Genomic DNA, 19,739 nt, shown 5'->3' with positions numbered 1-19,739 from the left:
GCGGCGGGTTCGTCGTGCGTGTGTCCGCACCGCATGGCGCCCAGGCCGTGCGGCTTCCAGACTCCAGCGTACCGCCGGGCAGGGTGCCGCCAGGGCGCCCTGCGCTCGCAGCCGCCGCTCAGCCCCGGCGCAGGCGCCGCGCGCCCAGCCCGGCGGCGGCCAGGCCCAGCAGCATCAAGCCCCATTGCGACAGCGTGGGCACGGCGGTCACGGCCGCAACCGGGGCAGCCTGCGGCGTGACGGCCACGGGGGCCGACGCAGCGCCCGTGCCCACGGCGTTGACGGCGGCCACGGTGCAGTCGTAGGTGGTGCCATTGGTCAGGCCGGCAACCACGATGGGGCTGGCCGTGCCATTGGCGGTGAGGGCGGTGCCGCCGCCCTGCGGGGTGCAGCTGGCCTGGTAGCCGGTGATGGGGCTGCCGCCGGTGTCGGCGGGTGCGGTGAAGGCCAGGCTGGCCTGGGTGGGCGCTGCGGTGGCGGTCACGCCCGTGGGCGCGGCCGGCACGGTGGCCATCGGTGTCACCGCCGCCGGCGCCGAAGGCACGCTGTCGCCGGCGGCGTAGAGCGTGGTCACGGTGCAGTCGTAGAGGGTGCCGTTGGTCAGGCCGGGAACCACGATGGGGATGGCGGCGCCATTGGCGCTGACGGCGGTGCCGCCGCCCTGCGGGGTGCAGCTGGCCTGGTAGCCCGTGACCGGGTTTGCCGCATCGGGCGGGGGTGGCGTGAAGGCCACGGTGGCCTGGGCATTGCCGGCCCAGGCGATCACGTCGGTGGCCGGCAGGTTGAAGCTGATGTCGAGGTTGTCCATGGCGAAGTTATAGCCAGAGCTGGGGGCGTAGGCGGCATGGGGCGTTCCGCCCTCCGACGAGAAACGCACACGGTCGATCTGGCTCAGGTTCAAGGTCACCAGCGTAGGGGCCGTGGCCGACAGCGTGTGCGTGGTGGTCGACACCGCCGTGCCATCACGGTAGGCGACGATGGTGACAATCAGGTCGTCCCTCCACGCCGCCGTGAGGTACACGCTATTGAAGTTGAACTTGGTGCCGCCGGGGGCGGTGACGATGAATTCGGCGGGGGAACCAAACCCGTTAAGCGCCACATGGCTGCCCGAGACGTGGCCGGCGTTGTAGCCGGAGTTGCCGCCATACGCCGTTGCACCATCAATGCAGCGGAAATTGCTCCAGTTCAGCCCGGCGTGGCCATTGGGGATCGGCGTGCCGCCAGCAGCACTGCAGGTCAGATCATCAAACGTGATGACGGCGGCCTGCGCCCCAGCGGGTGCGGCGGCCAGGCCCAGCGCCAGGCCCAAGGGCGCCAGCGCCGCGAGCGCGCGGCCCCAAAGCCCTTTCAGGCGAACAACGGTTGACGGCTGACGGCTGACGGGTGACGGGTGACGGGTGACGGGTGACGGGTGACGGGTGACGGGTGCATGTAGGCGTCCTCGAATGAATGACAGAGCGGGCCAGTGTAGCATTTTGTAATCCAACCGGCAAGGCCGGCCAGCCTGCTCGGCCGGCCCATGGGTGGCCGCCCGGTTACGATGCGGGCCATTGTTGTTGCCCCAGCCCGCCATGACCTTGCAGATCGCCGTCGCCCAGCTCAATTTCGTCGTCGGCGACATGCCTGGCAACGCGCAGAAGATCATCGACGCGGCCAGAACGGCCTACGCCCAGGGCGCGCGCCTGCTGCTGACGCCCGAGCTGTCGATCTGCGCCTACATCTGCGAAGATCTGTTCCTGCGCCCCTCGTTCATCGCCGCCTGCGACGAGGCGGTGAAGACGGTGGCGCGCGAAACCGCGGGGCTGACCGACATGGCCATCGTGGTGGGCCACCCGGTGGGCAAGGGCCAGCGCGGCAAGAGCATCACCGTGAGCCAGCGCACCAATTCGGCCAGCGTGATCCGCGATGGCCGCGTGATCGAGACCTATGCCAAGCGCCTGCTGCCCAACTACCAGGTGTTCGACGAGCGGCGCTACTTCGTGCCGGGGCAGGGCACCTGCGTGTTCCAGGCCGGCGGCGTGAGCGTGGGCCTGCTGATCTGCGAGGACGCGTGGTTCGACGAGCCGGCGCAACTGGCGAAGGAGGCGGGGGCCGAGTTGCTGGCCGTGATCAACGCCTCGCCCTTCCATGTGGGCAAGGGCTACGAGCGCGAGGCCATGATGATCGAGCGCGTGAAGGCCGTGGGCCTGCCGCTGGTGTATGCGCACCTGGTGGGCGGGCAGGACGAGGTGGTGTTCGAAGGCCACTCGTTTGCCGTCGGCCCCGATGCGCAACTGGCGGGCCGTGCCCCGAGTTTTGAAGAAAAACTGTGGTTTGTGCAGGCGCAGCGGGCGCCGGCAGCTATTGAATTGAAAGCATCCACGGCGCCCGCGCGCGACCACGACGCCGACCTGTGGGATGCGCTGGTGATGGGCCTGCGCGACTACATGGGCAAGAACGGCTTCAGGACGGCGGCGCTGGGCCTGTCGGGCGGCATCGATTCGGCGCTGGTGCTGGCCCTGGCGGTGGACGCGCTGGGCGCGGGCAACGTGCACGCGGTGATGATGCCCAGCCCCTACACGGCCGGCATCAGCGTGGAGGACGCGCGCGAGATGGCGCGGCGCGTGGGCGTGCACTATGCCGAAATCTCCATCCGGCCCGAGTTCGAGAGCTTCAAGCAATCGTTGCAGCCGCTGTTTGCCGGCAAGCCCGAGGACACGACCGAGGAGAACATCCAGGCGCGCATCCGCGGCATCATGCTGATGGCGCTGTCGAACAAGCACGGCCACCTGGTGCTGGCCTGCGGCAACAAGAGCGAATACGCCGTGGGCTACAGCACGCTGTACGGCGACATGTGCGGCGGCTTCGCGCCGATCAAGGACGTGGTGAAGACGGCGGTGTTCCGCCTGGCGCGCTGGCGCAACGCGCACAACCCCTTCGGCACGGTGGACAACCCGATCCCCGAGCGCATCATCACCCGCCCGCCCAGCGCCGAGCTGCGCGAGGGCCAGACCGACCAGGACAGCCTGCCGCCCTACGAGGTGCTGGATGCGATCATCGAGCGCTACATGGAGAACGACCTGGGCGTGGCCGAGCTGGTGGCCGAGGGCTTCCGGCCCGAGGACGTGGAGCTGGTCACGCGCCTGATCAAGATCAATGAATACAAACGCCGCCAGTCGGCCGAGGGCACGCGCGTGACGCACCGCGGATTCGGCAAGGACTGGCGTTATCCTATGACCAATAAATTCCGAGCCTAGGATTTCAGGAGCAACGCATGAAGCAGATCACCGCCATCATCAAACCCTTCAAGCTGGAGGAAGTGCGCGAGGGGCTGGCCGACGTCGGCGTCACCGGCCTCACCGTGACCGAAGTCAAGGGTTTCGGCCGCCAGAAGGGCCACACCGAGCTGTACCGCGGCGCCGAGTACGTGGTCGACTTCCTGCCCAAGGTGATGATCGAGGTGGTGGTGGGCGACGGCGACGTGGACCGCTGCGTCGAGGCCATCGTCAAGGCCGCGCGCACCGGCAAGATCGGCGACGGCAAGATCTTCGTCACTCCGGTCGAGCGCGTGGTGCGCATCCGCACCGGCGAAGAGGACGACGCGGCGATCTGATCCGCGCCCCCCCACGCGCCGCCCGCCGGCGGCGCAGCGTCACCGCAAGGGTTCGCTCTGGCTTGGCCGGCGAACCCTTTTGCTTTTGGGGTGGCGCCCCGCCGTGGCGGGCTGGCGCCGAAGCGGGCCAGCGTGATTTATTTGACGCACCGCCGTGGTGCGACCGCGACTTTGCGTCATCTTGGCGTCAGGATTTGAGAACCAATTTCCTAGAATGCTGTGCATACACAGGATGTAACCTGAACTTTTTTTGTACAGAAGCAGTGGGGTTGTGATGCGCAAGGGTTTCGAGAAGTTGTCGCGCCGCCAGGTGTTGGCGCGCGGTGTGTCGGTGGTCGGGGCCGCCTCGGGCGTGCTGGGGGCGGGCCATGTGCTGGCGCAGGCGGCGCCGGCGGCCGCGCCGGCCAGGTTCAAGGTTGGCCTGATGCTGCCCTACAGCGGCACCTACGCCAAGCTGGGCGAGGCCATCGAGAACGGCATGCGCATGGCCGTGGCCGAGAAGGGCGGGCGCCTGGCCGGGCGCGAGGTGGAATGGATCAAGCTGGACGACGAATCCGAGCCGAAGAAGGCCGATGCCAACGCGCGCCGCCTGGTGGCGCAGGACAAGGTGGATGTGATCGTCGGCACCGTGCACTCGGGCGTGCAGATGGCGATCCAGAAGGTGGTGGCCGAGAGCGGCACGCTCAGCATCATCCCCAACGCCGGCGTGCACGCGGTGACGCGCAACGCCTGCCTGCCCAACGTGTTCCGCACCTCGTTCACCATGGGGCAGCCCACGGTGGCGCTGGGCCAGGCCATGATCGAGCGCAAGGCGCGCCGCGCCGTGTGGGTCACGTGGGACTATCCGGCCGGGGCCGACTCGCTGGAGGGCTTCCGCGAGGGCTACGTCAAGGCCGGCGGCAGCATCGTGAAGGAGCTGAAGGTGCCGTTCCCCAGCACCGACTTCAGCGCCGTGCTGGCCGAGATCGCGCAGCTCAAGCCCGACGCCGTTGCCTGCTTCTTCGCCGGCGGCGGTGCGGTCAAGTTCATGCAGGACTACGAGAAGGCCGGGTTGCGCCACCGCATTCCGCTGTACGGCTCGGGCTTTCTGACCGAGGGCGTGCTGGGCGACACCGGCACCGCGGCCGAAGGCATCGTGACCACGCTGCACTACAGCAACCTGCTGCCGTCGGTGCGCAATGGCGAGTTCCGCTACACCTATTCGCGCACCTTCCGCAGCGAGCCCGACGTGTACGCCATGCAGGGCTACGACAGCGGCCTGCTGCTGCGCCAAGGCCTGGAGGCGGTACAGGGCGACACGGGCAAGCGCGAGCAGCTCTACGGTGCCATGGAGGCGGCCGTCATCGACAGCCCGCGCGGCCAGTGGCGCATGGGCAAGGCGCACAACCCGGTGCAGGACATCTACCTGCGCACCGTGGCCAACGGCGAGAACCGCATCATCGGCGTGGCCGCCAAGGCGCTGGAGGATTCGGGTGCCGGCTGCAAGCTGGCCTGATGGCTCCGCGGCTTGCTTTTGATTCGATAGCTGCCGGCGCTTGACTGGCGCCGGCTGAAGGCCGAAAAGGCTTGAAAAAGCGCCTGAACCCCGGTGGGGCAGGCGCTTTTTTCATGGCGCTGCGGCAGGGCCCTGCGCGCCTGCGTGCGCTGGCTGGCGCGTGCCCGCGTCGCCGCCGCGACAAAGCAGCGTATCGCCCCCCCGCGGTGCCCGCGCTAGGATTGAATCCACAGATTCAAAGGAGACCTTTCGCCCATGCGCCCGCACCACAAGTTCTGGCCGCCCCGCCTGCCGCACGCCATCACCCCGCCCTCCACCTCGCTGTGGCAGAACCTGGCCATCAGCGCGCTGCGCTACCCCGACAAGCCGGCCATCGTGTTCTTCGGCACGGTGATGACCTGGGCGCAGCTGAAGGCCGCCGCCGAGCGCCTGGCGGCCTACCTGCAATCGCTGGGTGTGCAAAAGGGCGACCGTGTGGTGCTGAACATGCAGAACTCGCCGCAGCTGGTGGTGGCGCACTTCGCCATCCTGCGCGCCGACGCGGTGGTGGTGCCGGTGAACCCGATGAACCGCGCCGAGGAGCTGAAGCACTACATCACCGACCCGGACGCCAAGGTGGCCATCACCACCGCCGACCTGGCCGGCGAGCTGGCCCGCGCCAGCGACGCGCTGCCCGAAGGCCAGCGCCTGCAGCACCTGATCGTCACCCAGTTCACCGACGCCTTCGACGGCAACGTGGAAGGCAACGACGCCCCGCCCGAAACCTGGCGCGACTGGCTGCTGACGCACCACGCGCTGCCGGCGCTGGCCGGCGGCCAGGTGCATGCGTGGAAGGATGCGCTGGCCTTCGACGGCCCGCTGGCCGAGGCCACCGCCGGCCCGCAGGACCTGAGCGTGCTGCCCTACACCAGCGGCACCACCGGCCTGCCCAAGGGCTGCATGCACACGCACGCCTCGATCATGCACAACGCCGTGGCCTGCGCGCTGTGGAGCGTGGCCACCGCCGAAACCGTGGGCCTGGTGGTGGTGCCGATGTTCCACATCACCGGCATGGTGGCGGTGATGCACGCCTCGGTGTATGCGGGTGCCACCATGATCCTGATGCCGCGCTGGGACCGCGAACTGGCCGGGCGCCTGATCTCGCGCTGGAAGGTGACCAACTTCACCAACATCCCCACCATGATCATCGACCTGCTGGCCAGCCCCAACTTCGCCAGCTTCGACCTGACCAGCCTGAAGACCATCAGCGGCGGCGGTGCGGCCATGCCGCAGGCGGTGGCGCAGCGCCTGTTCGACGCCTACGGCCTGCGCTACGCCGAGGGCTACGGCCTGACCGAGACCGCCGCGCCTTCGCACCAGAACCCGGTGGACCACACCAAGCAGCAGTGCCTGGGTATCCCGTTCATGAGCACCGACGCGCGCGTGGTCGACCCGGAAACTCTGAAGGAAGTGCCGCAGGGCGAGCAGGGCGAGATCGTGATCCACGGGCCGGAAGTGTTCCAGGGCTACTGGAAGCGGCCCGAGGCCACCGAGGCCGCGTTCTTCGAGCTGGACGGCAAGCGCTTCTTCCGCTCGGGCGACCTGGGCCGGGTGGACGAGGACGGCTACTTCTTCATCACCGACCGCCTCAAGCGCATGATCAACGCCAGCGGCTTCAAGGTGTGGCCGGCCGAGGTGGAGGCGCTGATGTTCAAGCACCCGGCGATCCAGGAGGCCTGCATCATCGCCACCAAGGACGCTTATCGCGGCGAATCGGTGAAGGCGGTGGTGGTGCTGCGGCCCAGCCACCAGGGCCAGGTGAGCGAGCAGGAGATCATCGACTGGTGCCGCGACCACATGGCGGTGTACAAGGTGCCACGCGTGGTGGAGTTTGCCGACGCACTGCCCAAGAGCGGCTCGGGCAAGGTGATGTGGCGCAGCCTGCAGGAGGCTGAACGCGCCGACTGACAAGCTACTAAAAAAGTAGCTGGCGGCGCTTGCCTGTTGCGGGCAGGCGCCGTTTTTTATGGAAACCTGCGCTTATGGATGCGAAAGACATCCACCTGAAGCCGCCCTGTTTCCTCGTCATTCCCGCGAAGGCGGGAATCCATGTCCGCTGCCCGAAGCCGCTACCTGTGCAAGCGCGGATTCCCGCCTTCGCGGGAATGACGGAGCCCGGATAGGGCTGAACTGGAAGCGGAATCACTTGCCGCGCGGCGTCTCGTTCATCTTGCGCAGGAAAAAGCGCGTGTACCAGACGCCCATGAAGACGATGAACAACAGGCCGATGATGCTCATCAGGCCGTAGTCGGTGCTGAACAGGTCTTGCCAGAGTTTCATGCGGATGCTCCTCGAGTCGATTCACCCCGATGTTCGGCGGCGGGGGCGAGCCGCGTCTTGACCGCGCTCAAACGCAGGGCCGAACGATGCGCGGAACTGGGCGCGGCTTGCGCTGGATCAAACCGTACGGCGCCGCTCAACCCGCGGGCGGCGGCACGTACAGCCGGTCTGACCACGTGGCCAGCCAGTGGGGGCGAAAAGCCACAAAGATGGCCGTGAGCATGCCGGTCATGAAGGCGTCGCCCCAGGCGATGAGCCAGCGCGCCACCATGGCAAGCTCGGGCTCGACGGCGGTGGTCAGCGACTGGCCCGTCCACTGCGCCAGCGCGCCGCTGGCAAACATGCACACCGCCGTCCCCAGAAACGCCCGGCCCAGGATGTAGACGAACAGGTTCTTCCACACCCATCGCCGCAGCGCCATGCCCAGCCCGAACGACAGGGTGACCGGCACGATGCCCAGCCACAGCGCCATGTCCATCTGCTGCTGCAGGGTGAGCGGCGCGATCAGCCCGGCGATGACCGCCACCCCGCACAGCACCGGCACCGCCAGCGGCCAGCCCAGCGCCAGGCCAATGAGGCACGCGCCCGACAGCTGCAGCTGGATCGGCATGCGGTGCAGCCAGGGCAGCGCCCACAGCCAGGGCGTGATGACCAGCGCCGCCAGCAGCGGCGACAGCAGCCCGCCGTGGGCCAGCAGCCGCCACGGCCGCATCGCCAGCGCAATGGCCAGGGCGGTCAGGAGGACGAGCGGGGCAAGGATTTCCATGTTGGGGTGCGGGCGTGTCGCACCGTTGCCATTGTCGTGCCAGCGGCTGCGGCGCTACACCGCCATGTAGCGCCCCGGCCGGTGGTTGATGACCAGAGCCAGGTTCAGCATCACCGCGCCCAGCACCGACAGCGCCACGTGCCACGGGTCGGTCACGCCGAAGGCCAGCATCAGGATCGCCACGTCGACCAACATCTGCACCCGCCCGGCCCGCCAGCCCAGCCGGTCCTGCAGGAACAGCGCCACCACGTTGATGCCGCCCAGGCTGGCGCGGTGCCTGAACAGCATCAGCAGCCCGGCGCCCACCAGCAGCCCGCCCAGCACCGCCGCCAGTCCCGGTGACAGGCGGCCGAAGCTCAGGCCCAGCGGCAGCGCCCACGCCATCAGCGACACCAGGCTCACCGCCATGGCCGTGCGCAGCGTAAAGGCCTTGCCCATGCGTTGCCAGGCAAACAGGTAGAAGGGCAGGTTGACGACGAAGAACACCGGCCCGAACGGCCAGCCCGTGACATGGCCGATGAGCAGCGCGATGCCCGCCGTGCCGCCCGTCAGCAGCCCGGCCTGGGCGAACATCAGCGTGCCCAGCGCCACGAACAGGGTGCCGGTCAGCAGCCCCTGCGCGTCTTCGTAGGGGCGATGGGCGAGCGAGGCGGTGGACATCGGCAGAAGCGGGCGCGTGGCCGCACCACGAACCGTCAGGCGGCGGCCGCCTCGCGCTCCGGCGCATCGTGCGGCGTGCAGGTGGCGCCGCCGCAGCCATGCAGTGCCTCGGCAGGCAGCGCGCCGGCGTTGGCGATGGTGCCCGTGGCGGGGTCGAAGCCCACGCGCTGCAGGTGCATGGCCAGCGCCGCGTCCATGCTGTCGGCGTGCTGCGGAAACCACGTGGCCAGCTCACGCGTCATCTGGCGTATGGGCGCCAAGTCGCCCGCCTGGCCCATCGCCAGGCCCTGGCGCAGCACGTCCAGCACCATCTGGTGGTGCGTGGTGTGGCAGTTGGTGGCGGCAAAGCGCGTGGCCAGCATGTAGCGGTCTTCGTTGTCGAAGTGCACCTGCGTGTGGTCGACCAGCGCCTGCCACGCAGGCAGCAGCGCGGCGTCGTCGGCCGCTTCGACGGCGGCGAGCAGGGCGACGAATTCCTGGTGGGTCGTGTCCATTTCGGCAATGCCGAGGGCGAGGTCGTCGCACCAGTTCAGGGTGGGCATAGGCGGTTCTCCAGCGATGCATGGAGCCTAATGGGCTGCACCCGCGAGGGCCTTGACTCAGGTCATGCGCGCCGCAGGACTATGCTTGGCGCCTTTCCCTGTCTGGAAAGCGCTCCACCGTGTTCTCGCCGCCGTTGTCGACCCCCGACCGCTATCTGCAAGACTTGGCCGTGCGCGGCTTCGCCGTGCTGGACGCATCCGCCATGCAGGCCTTGTCGGGCACGACCGAGGCGGGCTTGGCCGCGCTGCTGCCGGACTGGGACCAGCTGCCGCCCGACGAATACCTGCGCGACGGCGGCCGTTACCGGCAGCGCCGCCACGCGTCCTTCCTCGCGCAGGCCGGCGACGTGCGAGACGTGCCGTACCGCCCGCACTGGCAGCCGGTGGACTACAACGCGCTGCACGGCGGCATGCAGCGCTGGTTCGCGCCCGTCGCACCGGCCACACTGGCCCAGCCGGACTGGCGCGCGCTGCTGCGCTGGCTGGCGCAGGTGGCAGACATCATCCACCCCGCGCACGTGGCGGGCGAGCCCTGGTACGGCGAGGCGCACCAGTTCCGCATCGACACCGAAGTCGGCATTGGGCGGCCCACGCCCGAGGGCGCGCACCGCGACGGGGTCGATGTGGTGGCGGTGTTTCTGGTGGCGCGCCACGCCATCAAGGGCGGCGAAACCCGCGTGTTCGAGCTGGACGGCCCGCAAGGCCAGCGCTTCACGCTCGAGCAGCCGTGGTCGGTGCTGCTCATGGACGACGAACGTGTCATCCACGAATCCACGCCGATCCAGCCGGCCGAGGACGGCGGCCACGGCCACCGCGACACGCTGGTGGTGACCTTGCGCGCGGGCGGTTTTCTTGACCCCATCGCTTGACGCCGGCCCAGCCGCGCGGCAAGGTAGCCGCATCGCCATGAATCTCTGTTGTTGACCCAGGAGCGCCGCATGTTCAAGCAGATTCTCGTTCCCGTGGACGGCTCGGCCACCTCGCTGGCCGCCATCGACAAGGCCGCCGGTCTGGCCCGCGCCTTTGGCAGCAAGGTCACGGCCATTTTCGTGATCGACCCGTACCCCTTCACCGGCGTGGGCGCCGATTTCGCCTACGGGCAGGACCAGTACCTGAACGCGGCGCGCGCCGAGGCTGGCACCGCCATCGAAGCGGCCAACGCCCGCCTGTCAGCCGCGGGCGTGGCGGTCGACACCAAGGTGGTCGAATCGCACGCCGTGTGGCGCGGCGTGCTGGAAGCCGCCGACGCCGTGGGCGCCGACCTGATCGTGATGGGATCGCACGGCCGGCGCGGGCTGGAAAAACTGGTGCTGGGCAGCGTGGCGCAAAGCGTGCTGTCGCACACCCGCATCAACACGCTGGTGGTGCGCGGCGAGGTGGACTGAACGGCGGTGCCAGCCGTCGTCGGCGCGGCGATTCAGAGGCTATTCGCCTTCTTGCGCGCTTCAGGTAAGCACATGAAGCTATCAGTAGCGTAGCATCCAGATTCGCTGGGCGCCACCGAGTAGTGCGCTGCCGCGCCAGCTCCAGCGCTCGCCGCGGTCAGGCGTTCTGCGTCGGCTTGCCGGATTCGGCCAGCGCTGCCCGCGCGCTGGCCATGTCGTCAAAGCGGCGCAGCAGACTGCCGCACACCAGGTCGCACAGTTGGTGCACCGCCGGGTCGGCAATGCGGTAATAGGCGCTGCTACCGCGGCTTTCGCGCGCCACCAAGCCATGCTGCGCCATCTGCGCCAGGTGGCGCGACACGTTCGCCACGCTCGAATCCACACGCAGAGCGATGTCGCCCACGCTCAACTCGCCCGTGCCCAGCGCGTTGAGGATGCGCAGGCGCGTGGGCTCGGACAGCGCGCGGAAATAGTCCGCCACGTGTTCCAGGGTTTCGGGGGGCAGGTGATGCATCGCTTTCATCAACTCACCCTGGGGCAGGGCCGGGTGTGCCGACAGTCTAACGGCTGGAATGACTTGTTGGTTATTTGCCATATTGCGCATTTGCGTGATTGCACAAATAATAACGCAATGACCTGTCTTTGGGAACCCCATCTCCAATGTCGTCGCGCGCCCGCCGCGCGTGGCACCGCCCTGACGCTGGCGGCTCTGTCGCTGGCTGCCCTGCTGTGGCCCGCCGTGGCCCGTGCCGATTGGCCCACGGCCAGCGTGCAGTCCAGCGCGTCGGCGGCGTCGGCGTCGTATGAAGGCACTGTCGAAGCGGTGCGGCAGGCCGTGGTGGCCGCGCAGGTGCCGGGTGCGGTGGTGGCGCTTCAGGTCAAGGTGGGCGACACGGTCAGGGCCGGGCAGGTGCTGGCGCGCATCGACGCGCGGGCGGCGGAGCAGGGCGCGGCCGCCAGTGCGGCCCAGGTGGCGGCGGCGCGCGCCGCGCTGGACGTGGCGGCGCAGGACCTGAACCGCAAGCGCGTCCTGTTCCAGAAGAATTACATCGCCAAGGCGGCCCTGGAGCAGGCCGAGGCGCAATATCGCAGCGCCCAAGCCCAGGTCAACGCGCAGGCGGCGCAGGCCGGCGCGGCGCGCACGCAGACCGGCTTTCACACCGTGACCGCCCCGTTCGACGGCGTGGTGTCGGTGCTGTCGGTGGAGCGGGGCGACATGGCCATGCCCGGTCGCGCCCTGATGACCGTGTACGACCCCCCGCGCGCTGCGCGTCAGCGCCGCCGTGCCGGCCGAGGCGCTAGGCGAGGGCGCCCGCGGAGCGCGCGTGCAACTGGGTGACAACGCCCAGCCCATCGAGCCGCCGCGTGTGCAGGTGCTGCCCACGGTGGATGCGGCATCGCTCACGCGTCAGGTGCGGGCCGACCTGCCGCCCGCTGCGGACGCCGTGCCGGGCCAGTTTGCGCGCCTGTGGCTGCCCGGCGCGTCGAACGCGGTGCCGGCCGTGCCACGCCTGTGGATACCGGCGGCGGCCGTGGTGCGCCGATCCGAGATGACCGGCGTCTACGTGCTGGGCGCGCAGGGCGCGCCGCAATTGCGCCAGGTGCGGCTGGGTCCGACGCAAGGCGATCGCGTCGAGGCGCTGGCCGGCCTCTCGGCTGGCGAGCGTGTGGTGACGCAGCCTCAGGCCGTGCTGCGCCAAGCCGCAGGGCACCCATGAAGTGAAAGCAGCCGACGTGACATTGCCTTGTTCCATCGTCATTCCCGCGCAGGCGGGCATGCAGGCGTTCACCGCCAGCGACGCTGGCCGCGCTGCCGTGGATTTCTGTGTGCGCGGGCATGACGCACGTTTTGAGACGCCTCGCCGAGGGAGCGCGCCCGAATGAACGAGCCCCTGTCGCCCAACCGGCCGCGCCTGGGCATATCAGGCCGCATCGCGGCGTACTTCCAGACGGCGCAGATCACGCCCTTGCTGGCGCTGGTGGCCTTTTTGCTGGGCGTGTTCGCCGTGCTGGTGACGCCGCGCGAGGAAGAGCCGCAGATTGACGTGACGATGGCCAACGTCATCGTGCCCTGGCCCGGCGCCAGCGCGAAAGACGTGGAAGCCATGGTCGCCACGCCGGCCGAGCATGTGCTGTCGCAAATGAGCGGCGTGGAGCACGTGATGAGCGTGTCGCGCCCCGGTGTGGCGGTGCTCACGGTGCAGTTCAAGGTGGGCGTGCCGCGCCAGACGGCGGTGGTGCGGCTGTACGACGCCGTGGGCGCCAACATGGACTGGCTGCCTCCCGGCTTGGGCGTGGGCCAGCCCATCGTCAAGCCGCGCGACGTGGACGATGTCCCCATCGTGGCGCTCACGCTGGCCACGGCACGTGCCGACAGCGGCGCGTTCGACCTGGAGCGCGTGGCGCACAGCATCGAGACCGAGCTCAAGCGCGTGCCTGGCACGCGCGAGGTGTACACACTGGGCGGCCCCGGCCGCGCCGTGCTGGTCGACATCGACCCCACTCGCCTGGCCGGCGCCAACCTCACGCTGCACGACGTGCGTGGCGCGCTGCAGTCGGCCAACATGGGCTTGCCCGTGGGCGACCTGGTGGCGGGCAACCAGGCGCTGGCCATCGAAACCGGGCCGTACCTGCACAGCGCGCGCGACGTGGCCGAACTGGTGGTCGCCAGCCGCGACGGCCGCCCGGTGGTGCTGCAGGACATCGCCACCGTGCGCAATGGCGCGCCGCCGGCGCAGCGCGGTGCGTGGCTGGGCCAGATCGACCGCAGTGGCGCCAAGCCGGCGTTGCAGGAACTGCCCGCCGTCACCCTGGCCATCACGAAGAAGCCGGGCGAAAACGCCATCGACGTGGCCAACGCCGTGGGCTCGCGCGTCGAGCAGTTGAAGAACGTGGTGATTCCGGCCGACGTGCAGGTGGTGGTGAGCCGCAACTACGGCGAAACGGCCAACGAAAAGGCGACGACGCTCATCAAGAAGCTGCTGTTTGCCACGTTGTCGGTGGTGGCACTGGTGTTCGTCGCGCTGGGCCGGCGCGAGGCCGCCATCGTGGGCACGGCGGTGGTGCTGACGCTCACGGTGACGCTGTTTGCTTCGTGGGCCTGGGGCTTCACGCTGAACCGGGTGTCGCTGTTCGCGCTGATTTTCTCCATCGGCATTCTGGTGGACGACGCCATCGTGGTGGTCGAGAACATACACCGCCACCAGCAGCTGGAGCCCGGCAGGACGCTGCGCGAGATCATCCCCGGTGCGGTGGACGAAGTGGGCGGTCCCACCATACTGGCCACCTTCACTGTGATCGCGGCGCTGCTGCCGATGGCCTTCGTCAGCGGGCTGATGGGGCCGTACATGGCGCCCATCCCCATCAACGCCAGCATGGGCATGCTACTGTCGCTGGCCATCGCCTTTGTGGTGACGCCCTGGCTGGCGCGGTTGTGGATGAAGGCGGCGCACGTGCAAGACCATGGCAAGGCGGCGGGGCATGGTCTGGCGGGCAAGCTGGCGCCGCTGTTCGAGCGCATCTTCCGCCCGTTGCTGGACGCGCGCCGCGGCCGGCGCAACCGCTGGCTGCTGGGTGCGCTGGTGGGCGGGCTGATCGCCGTGTCGGTATTGCTGCCCGTGCTGGGCCTGGTGGTGCTGAAGATGCTGCCGTTCGACAACAAGAGCGAGTTTCAGGTGGTGGTGGACATGCCCGCCGGCACGCCGGTGGAAAAAACCGCCGCCGTGCTGCACGAGCTGGGTGCGCATCTGGCCACCGTGCCCGAAGTCACAAACTACCAGGCCTATGCCGGCACGGCTGCACCGATCAACTTCAACGGCCTGGTGCGCCAGTACTACCTGCGCTCCGGCGGCGAGGTGGGCGACCTGCAGGTCAACCTGGTGGACAAGGCGCACCGGCACGACCAGAGCCATGCCATCGCCATGCGCGTGCGACCCGCGCTGCACGACATCGGCCAGCGCCACGGTGCGCGGGTGAAGGTGGTCGAAGTGCCGCCCGGCCCGCCCGTGATGGCGCCCATCGTGGCCGAGATCTACGGCCCCGATGCCGAAGGCCGCCGCGCGCTGGCGCAGACGGTGCGCGGCGTGTTCGAGCGCCAGCCGGGCGTGGTGGACGTGGACGACACCACCATTGCCGCCGCCCCCAAGGTCGAGTTGCTGGTCGACCGGCGCAAGGCCGCCCAGCTGGGCGTGTCGCAGCAGGCCATTGCCAGCACGCTGCGCATGGGGCTGGCGGGCGATGCCGCGACCTACCTGCACGACCAGAGCCGCATCGCCGCACCGGCCTGGCTGCAGATCGCGCCCGAGTTGCAAGGCAGCCTGGATACCTTGCTGCAGCTGACGGTGCGGGCGCAGACCGGCGCGCTGGTGCCTATCCGCGAGCTGGTGCGCGTGAGCGACACGCGGCGCGAGGAACCGATCATCCACAAGGACCTGCTGCCGGTGCACTTTGTGATGGGCGACATGGCCGGCACGAAACCGGGTGACCTGGACAGCCCCCCTGTATGGCATGTTCAAGATGCGCAGCGCGCTGGCTGAGCTGAAAACGCCTGACGGCGGCCCACTGCACGAATTCTTCATCCACCAGCCGTCCGACCCGTACCGCGGCTACGCGCTGAAGTGGGACGGCGAATCACAGATCACCTACGAAACCTTCCGCGACATGGGCGCTGCCTACGCCGTGGGCCTGATCCTGATCTACCTGCTGGTGGTGGCGCAGTTCGGCTCGTACCTGACGCCGCTCATCATCATGGCGCCCATCCCGCTCACGGTGATCGGCGTCATGCCCGGCCACGCGCTGCTGGGCGCACAGTTCACGGCCACCAGCATGATCGGGATGATCGCGCTGGCCGGCATCATCGTGCGCAACTCCATCCTGTTGGTGGATTTCATCAACCTGCAAGTGGCGGACGGCGTGCCGTTTGAGCGTGCCATTGTCCAAAGCGCCATCACGCGCGCGCAACCGATCTTGCTGACGGGCCTGGCCGCCATGATCGGTGCGCTTTTCATCCTGAGCGACCCGATCTTCAACGGGCTGGCCATCGCGCTCATCTTCGGCATCCTGGTGTCGACGGTGCTGACGCTGGTGGTGATCCCGCTGCTGTACTACGTCGCCTATCGCCGCACGCACCAGTCAAATCAAGCGTCCGCGCTTGTCCCATCTGCGCAAGCAGCTATTTAAAAAGGAGCAAACAGCATGACATCCTGGCAACTCGTTCGCATCATCGGCGGCAGCTTCATCCTGCTGTCCCTGGCCCTGGGCGTGCCTGGCAGCCCCATCTTCCACAGCGCGAACTGGCTGTGGTTCACCGCCTTCGTGGGCGCCAACCTGCTTCAAAGCGGTTTTACCAAGTGGTGCCTGATGGAAGTCATCATGCGCAAGCTGGGGGTCCGCGCGGGGGCGTGACCGCCCGAGCCACCCACCCACCGACCCACTTAAAGGAGCTGAACCATGGCCAAGAGCTACAAGGACATCATCGCCGACACCTCGTCCAACATTGCCAAGCTGCGCAAGGGCATCCCTGAAACCATGCAAGGCTTCTACGCGCTGTCGGGCGCGGCGGGCAAGGCGGGCGCGCTGGACGAAAAGACCAAGGAACTGATCGCCATGGCGCTGTCGGTGGCCGCACGCTGCGACCCGTGCGTGGGCTACCACGCCAAGGCGTTGGTCAAGCTGGGGGCCACGCGCGCCGAGGTCGAGGAAATGCTCGGCATGTGCGTCTACATGGGCGGCGGCCCGTCGTTGATGTACGCCGCCGCGGCCATCGCTGCCTACGAAGAATTCGGCGGCGAGAAAGCCCCCGCATGATGCTGTCGCGCACGCGTGAAGGGCGCCTGGGCGCGGTGGTGCTGGCACTGTTGCCGACGCTCGCGCTGGCACAGGACCTTCCGACCGTGTGGCGTGCCGCCGAGCAGAACGACCGCACCCTGGCCGTCGCGCGCGCGGAACACGCGGCGGCGCAGACCCGGCGCGAGCAGGCGGCCGCGCTGTGGCGCCCCAACGTCATGCTGGGCCTGGCCGGCGGTTTGGGTGCCAGCGACACGCGCATGAAAGGTGCGCAGTTTTCGGCGCCTGGCTTGGGCACGTCCGACGGGGTCAACTTTGCCACCTCGGTCTACGGCGGCCTGGCCACGCGCGCTTCGGTGACGGCGCAGCAGCCACTGGTCAACCCGTTGCGCCAGGCCGCGCGCGCCGAACTGGAACTGAATGCCGACATGGCCGACACGGCCTGGCGCGCCGCCCGCAGTGAGCTGGTGCTGCGCACGGCCGAGCGCTATGTTGCCCTGGCAGTGGCGCAGGAGCAACTGCGCGTGGCCGAGCGCCAGGCCCAGTCCGTGGCCCGTGCCACCACCGAGGCGCACGACCGGTTTCAGCTGGGTGAATCACCGATCACCGACGCGCACGAGGCCGACGCAGCCTTGGCCGCCATTCGCGCGCGGGTCGAGGCGGCCCGTCTGCAGCGCGATCTGGCCCGGCAGACGCTGGCAGACAGCACCGGCCTGATCGAGCCAGCGGCACGCTTGCCCGACGCCGTGTCGGCGCCCGGCGAGTCGCTGCAAGCCTGGATGGTCACCGCACAGGACGCCAACCCGCAGGTGCAACTGGCGTCGCAAGGCGTGGCGATGGCGGAGCAGCAATGGCGCAAGCGCCGGGCCGGCGACAGCGCTTCGGTCGATCTGGTGGCGCAGGCCGGGTTCGATCGCCTGGGCGGGCGCGGCGATTTTGGCTCGGCCAGCAACCGCAGTGCCAACGCCATGGTCGGCGTGCAAGTGACTTGGCCGTTGTACGACGGCGGTATGAGCCGCGCACAAAGCAGCGAGGGCGCGCGCCTCATTGAAAAGGCGCAGGCCCAGTTGGAACAGGCGCGCGAACAGGTTGTGGAGCAGGTCCGCGCTGCCTGGCTGGGCTGGCAGGCCAGCCAGGCGCGCATCGCGGCGCTGCAGGACGGGCTGAAGGCCAGCGCCGCGCGGCTGGATGCCACCCGCCTGGGCCGGTCGGTGGGCGACCGCACGTTGATGGATGTGTTGAATGCCGAGAACGATCTTGCGCAAGCCGCGCTGGCGCTGGACGAGGCACGCGCCGACCAGTTGCGCCAGCGCCTGCGCCTGGCGGTGCTGGCCGACCGGCTCGACGATGGCTTGCAGGCCCAACTGAGCGCCGCGCCATCGCCTTCGACAAGCCCGACCGCGGCAGCGACATCGACGAAGCCCGGCCCCAATGCGGGCGCGCCCGCACCCACGTCAACGCTGCCCGCCCGGGGCGATCGCCAATGAACACCCAAGCGTGCGCCCCGGGGACTGCCGCCAATGGCGGGCCGCGCGCAAAAATTTCGTCCGGCAAGCGCGGTGGCGCGCCCCTGACCTTCTGGTATGTTTGTCAACCACCCAAGGAGAAAGCCATGAAACTCAACGTAGGCGGCATTGACCGCATCCTTCGCATCGTCGTCGGCCTGGTGCTGATTGCCCTGGCCGCCATGGGCAAGATCGGCTGGTGGGGCTGGCTGGGCGTGATCCCGCTGGCCACCGGCCTGTTCCGCTTCTGCCCGGCCTATACGCTGCTGGGCATGAACACTTGCCCGAACAAAAGTACAACCCCCTGAGCGCCTGACGGCGCTTGCCCCTTCTCTCGCTGCGCGGGAAGGGGCTGGCGCCGCCGCCTGCATAGGCCGTCTGGATTCCCGCCTTCGCGGGAATGACGAAACGATGGCCTGCCTCCGCAGCGATCAGCAAGAGCAGAACGCCCGCTTGTTGCGGGCGTTCTGCTTTTGCAGTTCGAGAGGCCGCGGAGCAGGCCAAGCCGGTGAACGCCATGCGCGGACCTGCGCCGCGCATCGGCGTTGTCCCCCCTGCGCAGCAAAGGGGGGAAGGCGCGTCAGCGCCTCAGGGGGGTCACTCCAGTTTTACGCCCGCATCCCGCACGATCTTCTCCATGCCCTGATAGTCGCGCCGCAGCTGCTCGGCAAAGGCTTCCGGCGTCATCGACAGCGGCTCGGCGCCCTGGTCGTGGATGGCTTTCTGCAGTTCGGGCGTGGCCAGCAGCTTGTTCACGGCGGCGTTCATCTGCCGGGCGACGGGCGCGGGCGTGCCGGCGGGCATCAGCAGGCCGTACCAGGTGCTCGTGTCAAAGCCCTTGTAGCCGCTTTCGGCCACGGTGGGCACGTCGGGCAGCGAGGTGCTGCGCTTGGCCGAGGTGACGGCCAGCGGGCGCAGCTTGCCCGCCTTGACCTGCGCCATGGCCGACGGCACGCTGGACACCAGCAGGTCGACGTTGCCCGCCAGCGCGTCCATCAGCGCCGGGTTGGAGCCCTTGTACGGAATGTGGCGCATCTTGATGCCCGCCGCCTTCTCAAACTGGTCGCCCGCCAGGTGGATGGTGGTGCCGTTGCCCGGCGAGCCGTAGGTGATGGTGTCGGGCGCGGCCTTGGCAGCGGCCACCACGTCGGCCAGCGTCTTGTACTTGGATGTGGCGCTGGTGGCGATGATCACCGGCGACCACGCCACGTGCGCCACGGGCGTGAAGTCCTTCACCGGGTTCCAGGTCAGGTTCTTGTAGATCCACGGCCCGACGACCAGGTTGTCCTTCTGGCCCATCACCATGTCGTAGCCGTCGGGCTTGCCCTTGGTGGCTTCGGTGATGCCCAGCGTGCCGCCCGCGCCCGCCTTGTTGTCGGGCACGATGGTCCACTTGTTGGCCTCGGTCAGCTTCTGCGCCACCAGCCGACCCAGGATGTCGGTGCCCCCGCCGGGCGGGAAGGGGATCACCATGCGGATCGGCTTGTCCGGGTAGGTCTGCGCGTGGGCGGCGCCAGCCAGCAGGCCGATGGCGAGAAACGGGGCGAGGGTGCGAATCATGGGCAGAACAATGCGTGGGTGAATAAGACCGACGCATCGTAGCGCGTTCCGCCTGCCTGCGCTCCGCACCGCACATTGCATGAAAAAAGCGCTTGCTAGCCCAAGGTCAGCAAGCGCGTGCAGCGATCAAT

General features: G+C 68.7%; 19 protein-coding genes and 1 pseudogene. 13 read left to right on the top strand and 7 right to left on the bottom strand.

Annotated elements, in window-relative coordinates; translation table 11 throughout:
- Nucleotides 1-118 precede the first annotated feature (118 nt).
- Complete coding sequence (locus R0D99_RS11000) at nucleotides 119-1,309, bottom strand: IPTL-CTERM sorting domain-containing protein (protein WP_317748287.1); 1,191 nt, start codon at nucleotides 1,307-1,309, stop codon at nucleotides 119-121.
- Between the two features lie 262 nt (nucleotides 1,310-1,571).
- Between R0D99_RS11000 and R0D99_RS10995 the strand changes: the two genes are divergently transcribed.
- The 4 genes from R0D99_RS10995 (at nucleotide 1,572) to R0D99_RS10980 (ending at nucleotide 7,034) form a co-directional block, all read left to right on the top strand.
- The gene (locus tag R0D99_RS10995; protein ID WP_317748286.1) at nucleotides 1,572-3,236 is read left to right on the top strand and encodes an NAD+ synthase; all 1,665 of its coding nucleotides are present in this window, start codon (nucleotides 1,572-1,574) and stop codon (nucleotides 3,234-3,236) included.
- Between the two features lie 17 nt (nucleotides 3,237-3,253).
- A complete protein-coding gene (locus R0D99_RS10990; protein WP_180551083.1) occupies nucleotides 3,254-3,592 on the top strand; it encodes a P-II family nitrogen regulator in 339 nt (112 codons plus the stop codon).
- Nucleotides 3,593-3,866: 274 nt separating this feature from the next.
- Complete coding sequence (locus R0D99_RS10985) at nucleotides 3,867-5,087, top strand: ABC transporter substrate-binding protein (RefSeq protein WP_317748285.1); 1,221 nt, start codon at nucleotides 3,867-3,869, stop codon at nucleotides 5,085-5,087.
- A 255-nt stretch (nucleotides 5,088-5,342) separates the two neighbouring features.
- The gene (locus R0D99_RS10980; protein WP_317748284.1) at nucleotides 5,343-7,034 is read left to right on the top strand and encodes a long-chain fatty acid--CoA ligase; all 1,692 of its coding nucleotides are present in this window, start codon (nucleotides 5,343-5,345) and stop codon (nucleotides 7,032-7,034) included.
- 234 nt (nucleotides 7,035-7,268) lie between these two features.
- On the opposite strand, the gene R0D99_RS10975 is transcribed toward R0D99_RS10980, so the two are convergent.
- The 4 genes from R0D99_RS10975 to R0D99_RS10960 form a co-directional block, all read right to left on the bottom strand.
- Nucleotides 7,269-7,406 carry a DUF3149 domain-containing protein gene (locus R0D99_RS10975; protein ID WP_317748283.1) on the bottom strand — a complete coding sequence of 46 codons (138 nt, stop codon included), beginning with the start codon at nucleotides 7,404-7,406 and terminating at the stop codon, nucleotides 7,269-7,271.
- 136 nt (nucleotides 7,407-7,542) lie between these two features.
- On the bottom strand, nucleotides 7,543-8,172 hold the full coding sequence (locus tag R0D99_RS10970; protein ID WP_317748282.1) for a hypothetical protein: 630 nt from the start codon (nucleotides 8,170-8,172) through the stop codon (nucleotides 7,543-7,545).
- A gap of 54 nt (nucleotides 8,173-8,226) precedes the next feature.
- Nucleotides 8,227-8,832: a YitT family protein gene (locus R0D99_RS10965; RefSeq protein ID WP_317748281.1), complete on the bottom strand. Its 606-nt coding sequence runs from the start codon at nucleotides 8,830-8,832 to the stop codon at nucleotides 8,227-8,229.
- 35 nt (nucleotides 8,833-8,867) lie between these two features.
- The gene (locus R0D99_RS10960; RefSeq protein ID WP_317748280.1) at nucleotides 8,868-9,374 is read right to left on the bottom strand and encodes a hemerythrin domain-containing protein; all 507 of its coding nucleotides are present in this window, start codon (nucleotides 9,372-9,374) and stop codon (nucleotides 8,868-8,870) included.
- 119 nt (nucleotides 9,375-9,493) lie between these two features.
- On the opposite strand from R0D99_RS10960, the gene R0D99_RS10955 reads away from it, so the two are divergent.
- Both R0D99_RS10955 and R0D99_RS10950 read left to right on the top strand, forming a co-directional pair.
- Nucleotides 9,494-10,243: a 2OG-Fe dioxygenase family protein gene (locus R0D99_RS10955; protein WP_317748279.1), complete on the top strand. Its 750-nt coding sequence runs from the start codon at nucleotides 9,494-9,496 to the stop codon at nucleotides 10,241-10,243.
- Between the two features lie 69 nt (nucleotides 10,244-10,312).
- Entirely contained in the window at nucleotides 10,313-10,759 is a 447-nt protein-coding gene (locus R0D99_RS10950) for a universal stress protein (RefSeq protein ID WP_317748278.1), read from the top strand.
- Nucleotides 10,760-10,916: 157 nt separating this feature from the next.
- On the opposite strand, the gene R0D99_RS10945 is transcribed toward R0D99_RS10950, so the two are convergent.
- Nucleotides 10,917-11,273 carry a metalloregulator ArsR/SmtB family transcription factor gene (locus tag R0D99_RS10945; RefSeq protein WP_317748277.1) on the bottom strand — a complete coding sequence of 119 codons (357 nt, stop codon included), beginning with the start codon at nucleotides 11,271-11,273 and terminating at the stop codon, nucleotides 10,917-10,919.
- Nucleotides 11,274-11,390: 117 nt separating this feature from the next.
- On the opposite strand from R0D99_RS10945, the gene R0D99_RS10940 reads away from it, so the two are divergent.
- The 7 genes and pseudogenes from R0D99_RS10940 (at nucleotide 11,391) to R0D99_RS10910 (ending at nucleotide 18,356) form a co-directional block, all read left to right on the top strand.
- Nucleotides 11,391-12,098: an efflux RND transporter periplasmic adaptor subunit gene (locus R0D99_RS10940; protein WP_317748276.1), complete on the top strand. Its 708-nt coding sequence runs from the start codon at nucleotides 11,391-11,393 to the stop codon at nucleotides 12,096-12,098.
- Complete coding sequence (locus tag R0D99_RS10935; RefSeq protein WP_317748275.1) at nucleotides 12,085-12,477, top strand: hypothetical protein; 393 nt, start codon at nucleotides 12,085-12,087, stop codon at nucleotides 12,475-12,477. Before R0D99_RS10940 ends, R0D99_RS10935 begins: the two co-directional genes overlap by 14 nt.
- Before the next feature lie 162 nt (nucleotides 12,478-12,639).
- A pseudogene (locus R0D99_RS10930) lies at nucleotides 12,640-15,937 on the top strand (efflux RND transporter permease subunit).
- A gap of 15 nt (nucleotides 15,938-15,952) precedes the next feature.
- Nucleotides 15,953-16,162 carry a DUF2892 domain-containing protein gene (locus R0D99_RS10925; protein ID WP_317748274.1) on the top strand — a complete coding sequence of 70 codons (210 nt, stop codon included), beginning with the start codon at nucleotides 15,953-15,955 and terminating at the stop codon, nucleotides 16,160-16,162.
- 45 nt (nucleotides 16,163-16,207) lie between these two features.
- On the top strand, nucleotides 16,208-16,564 hold the full coding sequence (locus R0D99_RS10920) for a carboxymuconolactone decarboxylase family protein (protein ID WP_317748273.1): 357 nt from the start codon (nucleotides 16,208-16,210) through the stop codon (nucleotides 16,562-16,564).
- Nucleotides 16,561-18,030, top strand: a complete 1,470-nt coding sequence (locus R0D99_RS10915; RefSeq protein WP_317748272.1) for a TolC family protein — start codon at nucleotides 16,561-16,563, stop codon at nucleotides 18,028-18,030. Before R0D99_RS10920 ends, R0D99_RS10915 begins: the two co-directional genes overlap by 4 nt.
- A gap of 125 nt (nucleotides 18,031-18,155) precedes the next feature.
- Nucleotides 18,156-18,356: a DUF2892 domain-containing protein gene (locus R0D99_RS10910; RefSeq protein ID WP_317748271.1), complete on the top strand. Its 201-nt coding sequence runs from the start codon at nucleotides 18,156-18,158 to the stop codon at nucleotides 18,354-18,356.
- 289 nt (nucleotides 18,357-18,645) lie between these two features.
- On the opposite strand, the gene R0D99_RS10905 is transcribed toward R0D99_RS10910, so the two are convergent.
- A complete protein-coding gene (locus R0D99_RS10905) occupies nucleotides 18,646-19,608 on the bottom strand; it encodes a tripartite tricarboxylate transporter substrate binding protein (protein WP_317748270.1) in 963 nt (320 codons plus the stop codon).
- Nucleotides 19,609-19,739 lie beyond the last annotated feature (131 nt).

The organism is Ottowia sp. SB7-C50 (assembly GCF_033110285.1).
In the GTDB taxonomy this organism is placed as follows: domain Bacteria; phylum Pseudomonadota; class Gammaproteobacteria; order Burkholderiales; family Burkholderiaceae_C; genus Ottowia.
This window is presented reverse-complemented; position numbering and strand designations above follow the sequence as displayed.

Coding starts and splice junctions, on each gene's coding strand:
- R0D99_RS10920 (WP_317748273.1), top strand. CDS start 16,208: ATGGCCAAGAGCTACAAGGACATCATCGCCGACACCTCGTCCAACATT.
- R0D99_RS10925 (WP_317748274.1), top strand. CDS start 15,953: ATGACATCCTGGCAACTCGTTCGCATCATCGGCGGCAGCTTCATCCTG.
- R0D99_RS10995 (WP_317748286.1), top strand. CDS start 1,572: ATGACCTTGCAGATCGCCGTCGCCCAGCTCAATTTCGTCGTCGGCGAC.
- R0D99_RS10950 (WP_317748278.1), top strand. CDS start 10,313: ATGTTCAAGCAGATTCTCGTTCCCGTGGACGGCTCGGCCACCTCGCTG.
- R0D99_RS10960 (WP_317748280.1), bottom strand. CDS start 9,374: ATGCCCACCCTGAACTGGTGCGACGACCTCGCCCTCGGCATTGCCGAA.
- R0D99_RS10985 (WP_317748285.1), top strand. CDS start 3,867: ATGCGCAAGGGTTTCGAGAAGTTGTCGCGCCGCCAGGTGTTGGCGCGC.
- R0D99_RS10970 (WP_317748282.1), bottom strand. CDS start 8,172: ATGGAAATCCTTGCCCCGCTCGTCCTCCTGACCGCCCTGGCCATTGCG.
- R0D99_RS10910 (WP_317748271.1), top strand. CDS start 18,156: ATGAAACTCAACGTAGGCGGCATTGACCGCATCCTTCGCATCGTCGTC.
- R0D99_RS10975 (WP_317748283.1), bottom strand. CDS start 7,406: ATGAAACTCTGGCAAGACCTGTTCAGCACCGACTACGGCCTGATGAGC.
- R0D99_RS10990 (WP_180551083.1), top strand. CDS start 3,254: ATGAAGCAGATCACCGCCATCATCAAACCCTTCAAGCTGGAGGAAGTG.
- R0D99_RS10940 (WP_317748276.1), top strand. CDS start 11,391: ATGACCTGTCTTTGGGAACCCCATCTCCAATGTCGTCGCGCGCCCGCC.
- R0D99_RS10945 (WP_317748277.1), bottom strand. CDS start 11,273: ATGCATCACCTGCCCCCCGAAACCCTGGAACACGTGGCGGACTATTTC.
- R0D99_RS10905 (WP_317748270.1), bottom strand. CDS start 19,608: ATGATTCGCACCCTCGCCCCGTTTCTCGCCATCGGCCTGCTGGCTGGC.
- R0D99_RS10980 (WP_317748284.1), top strand. CDS start 5,343: ATGCGCCCGCACCACAAGTTCTGGCCGCCCCGCCTGCCGCACGCCATC.
- R0D99_RS10965 (WP_317748281.1), bottom strand. CDS start 8,832: ATGTCCACCGCCTCGCTCGCCCATCGCCCCTACGAAGACGCGCAGGGG.
- R0D99_RS10915 (WP_317748272.1), top strand. CDS start 16,561: ATGATGCTGTCGCGCACGCGTGAAGGGCGCCTGGGCGCGGTGGTGCTG.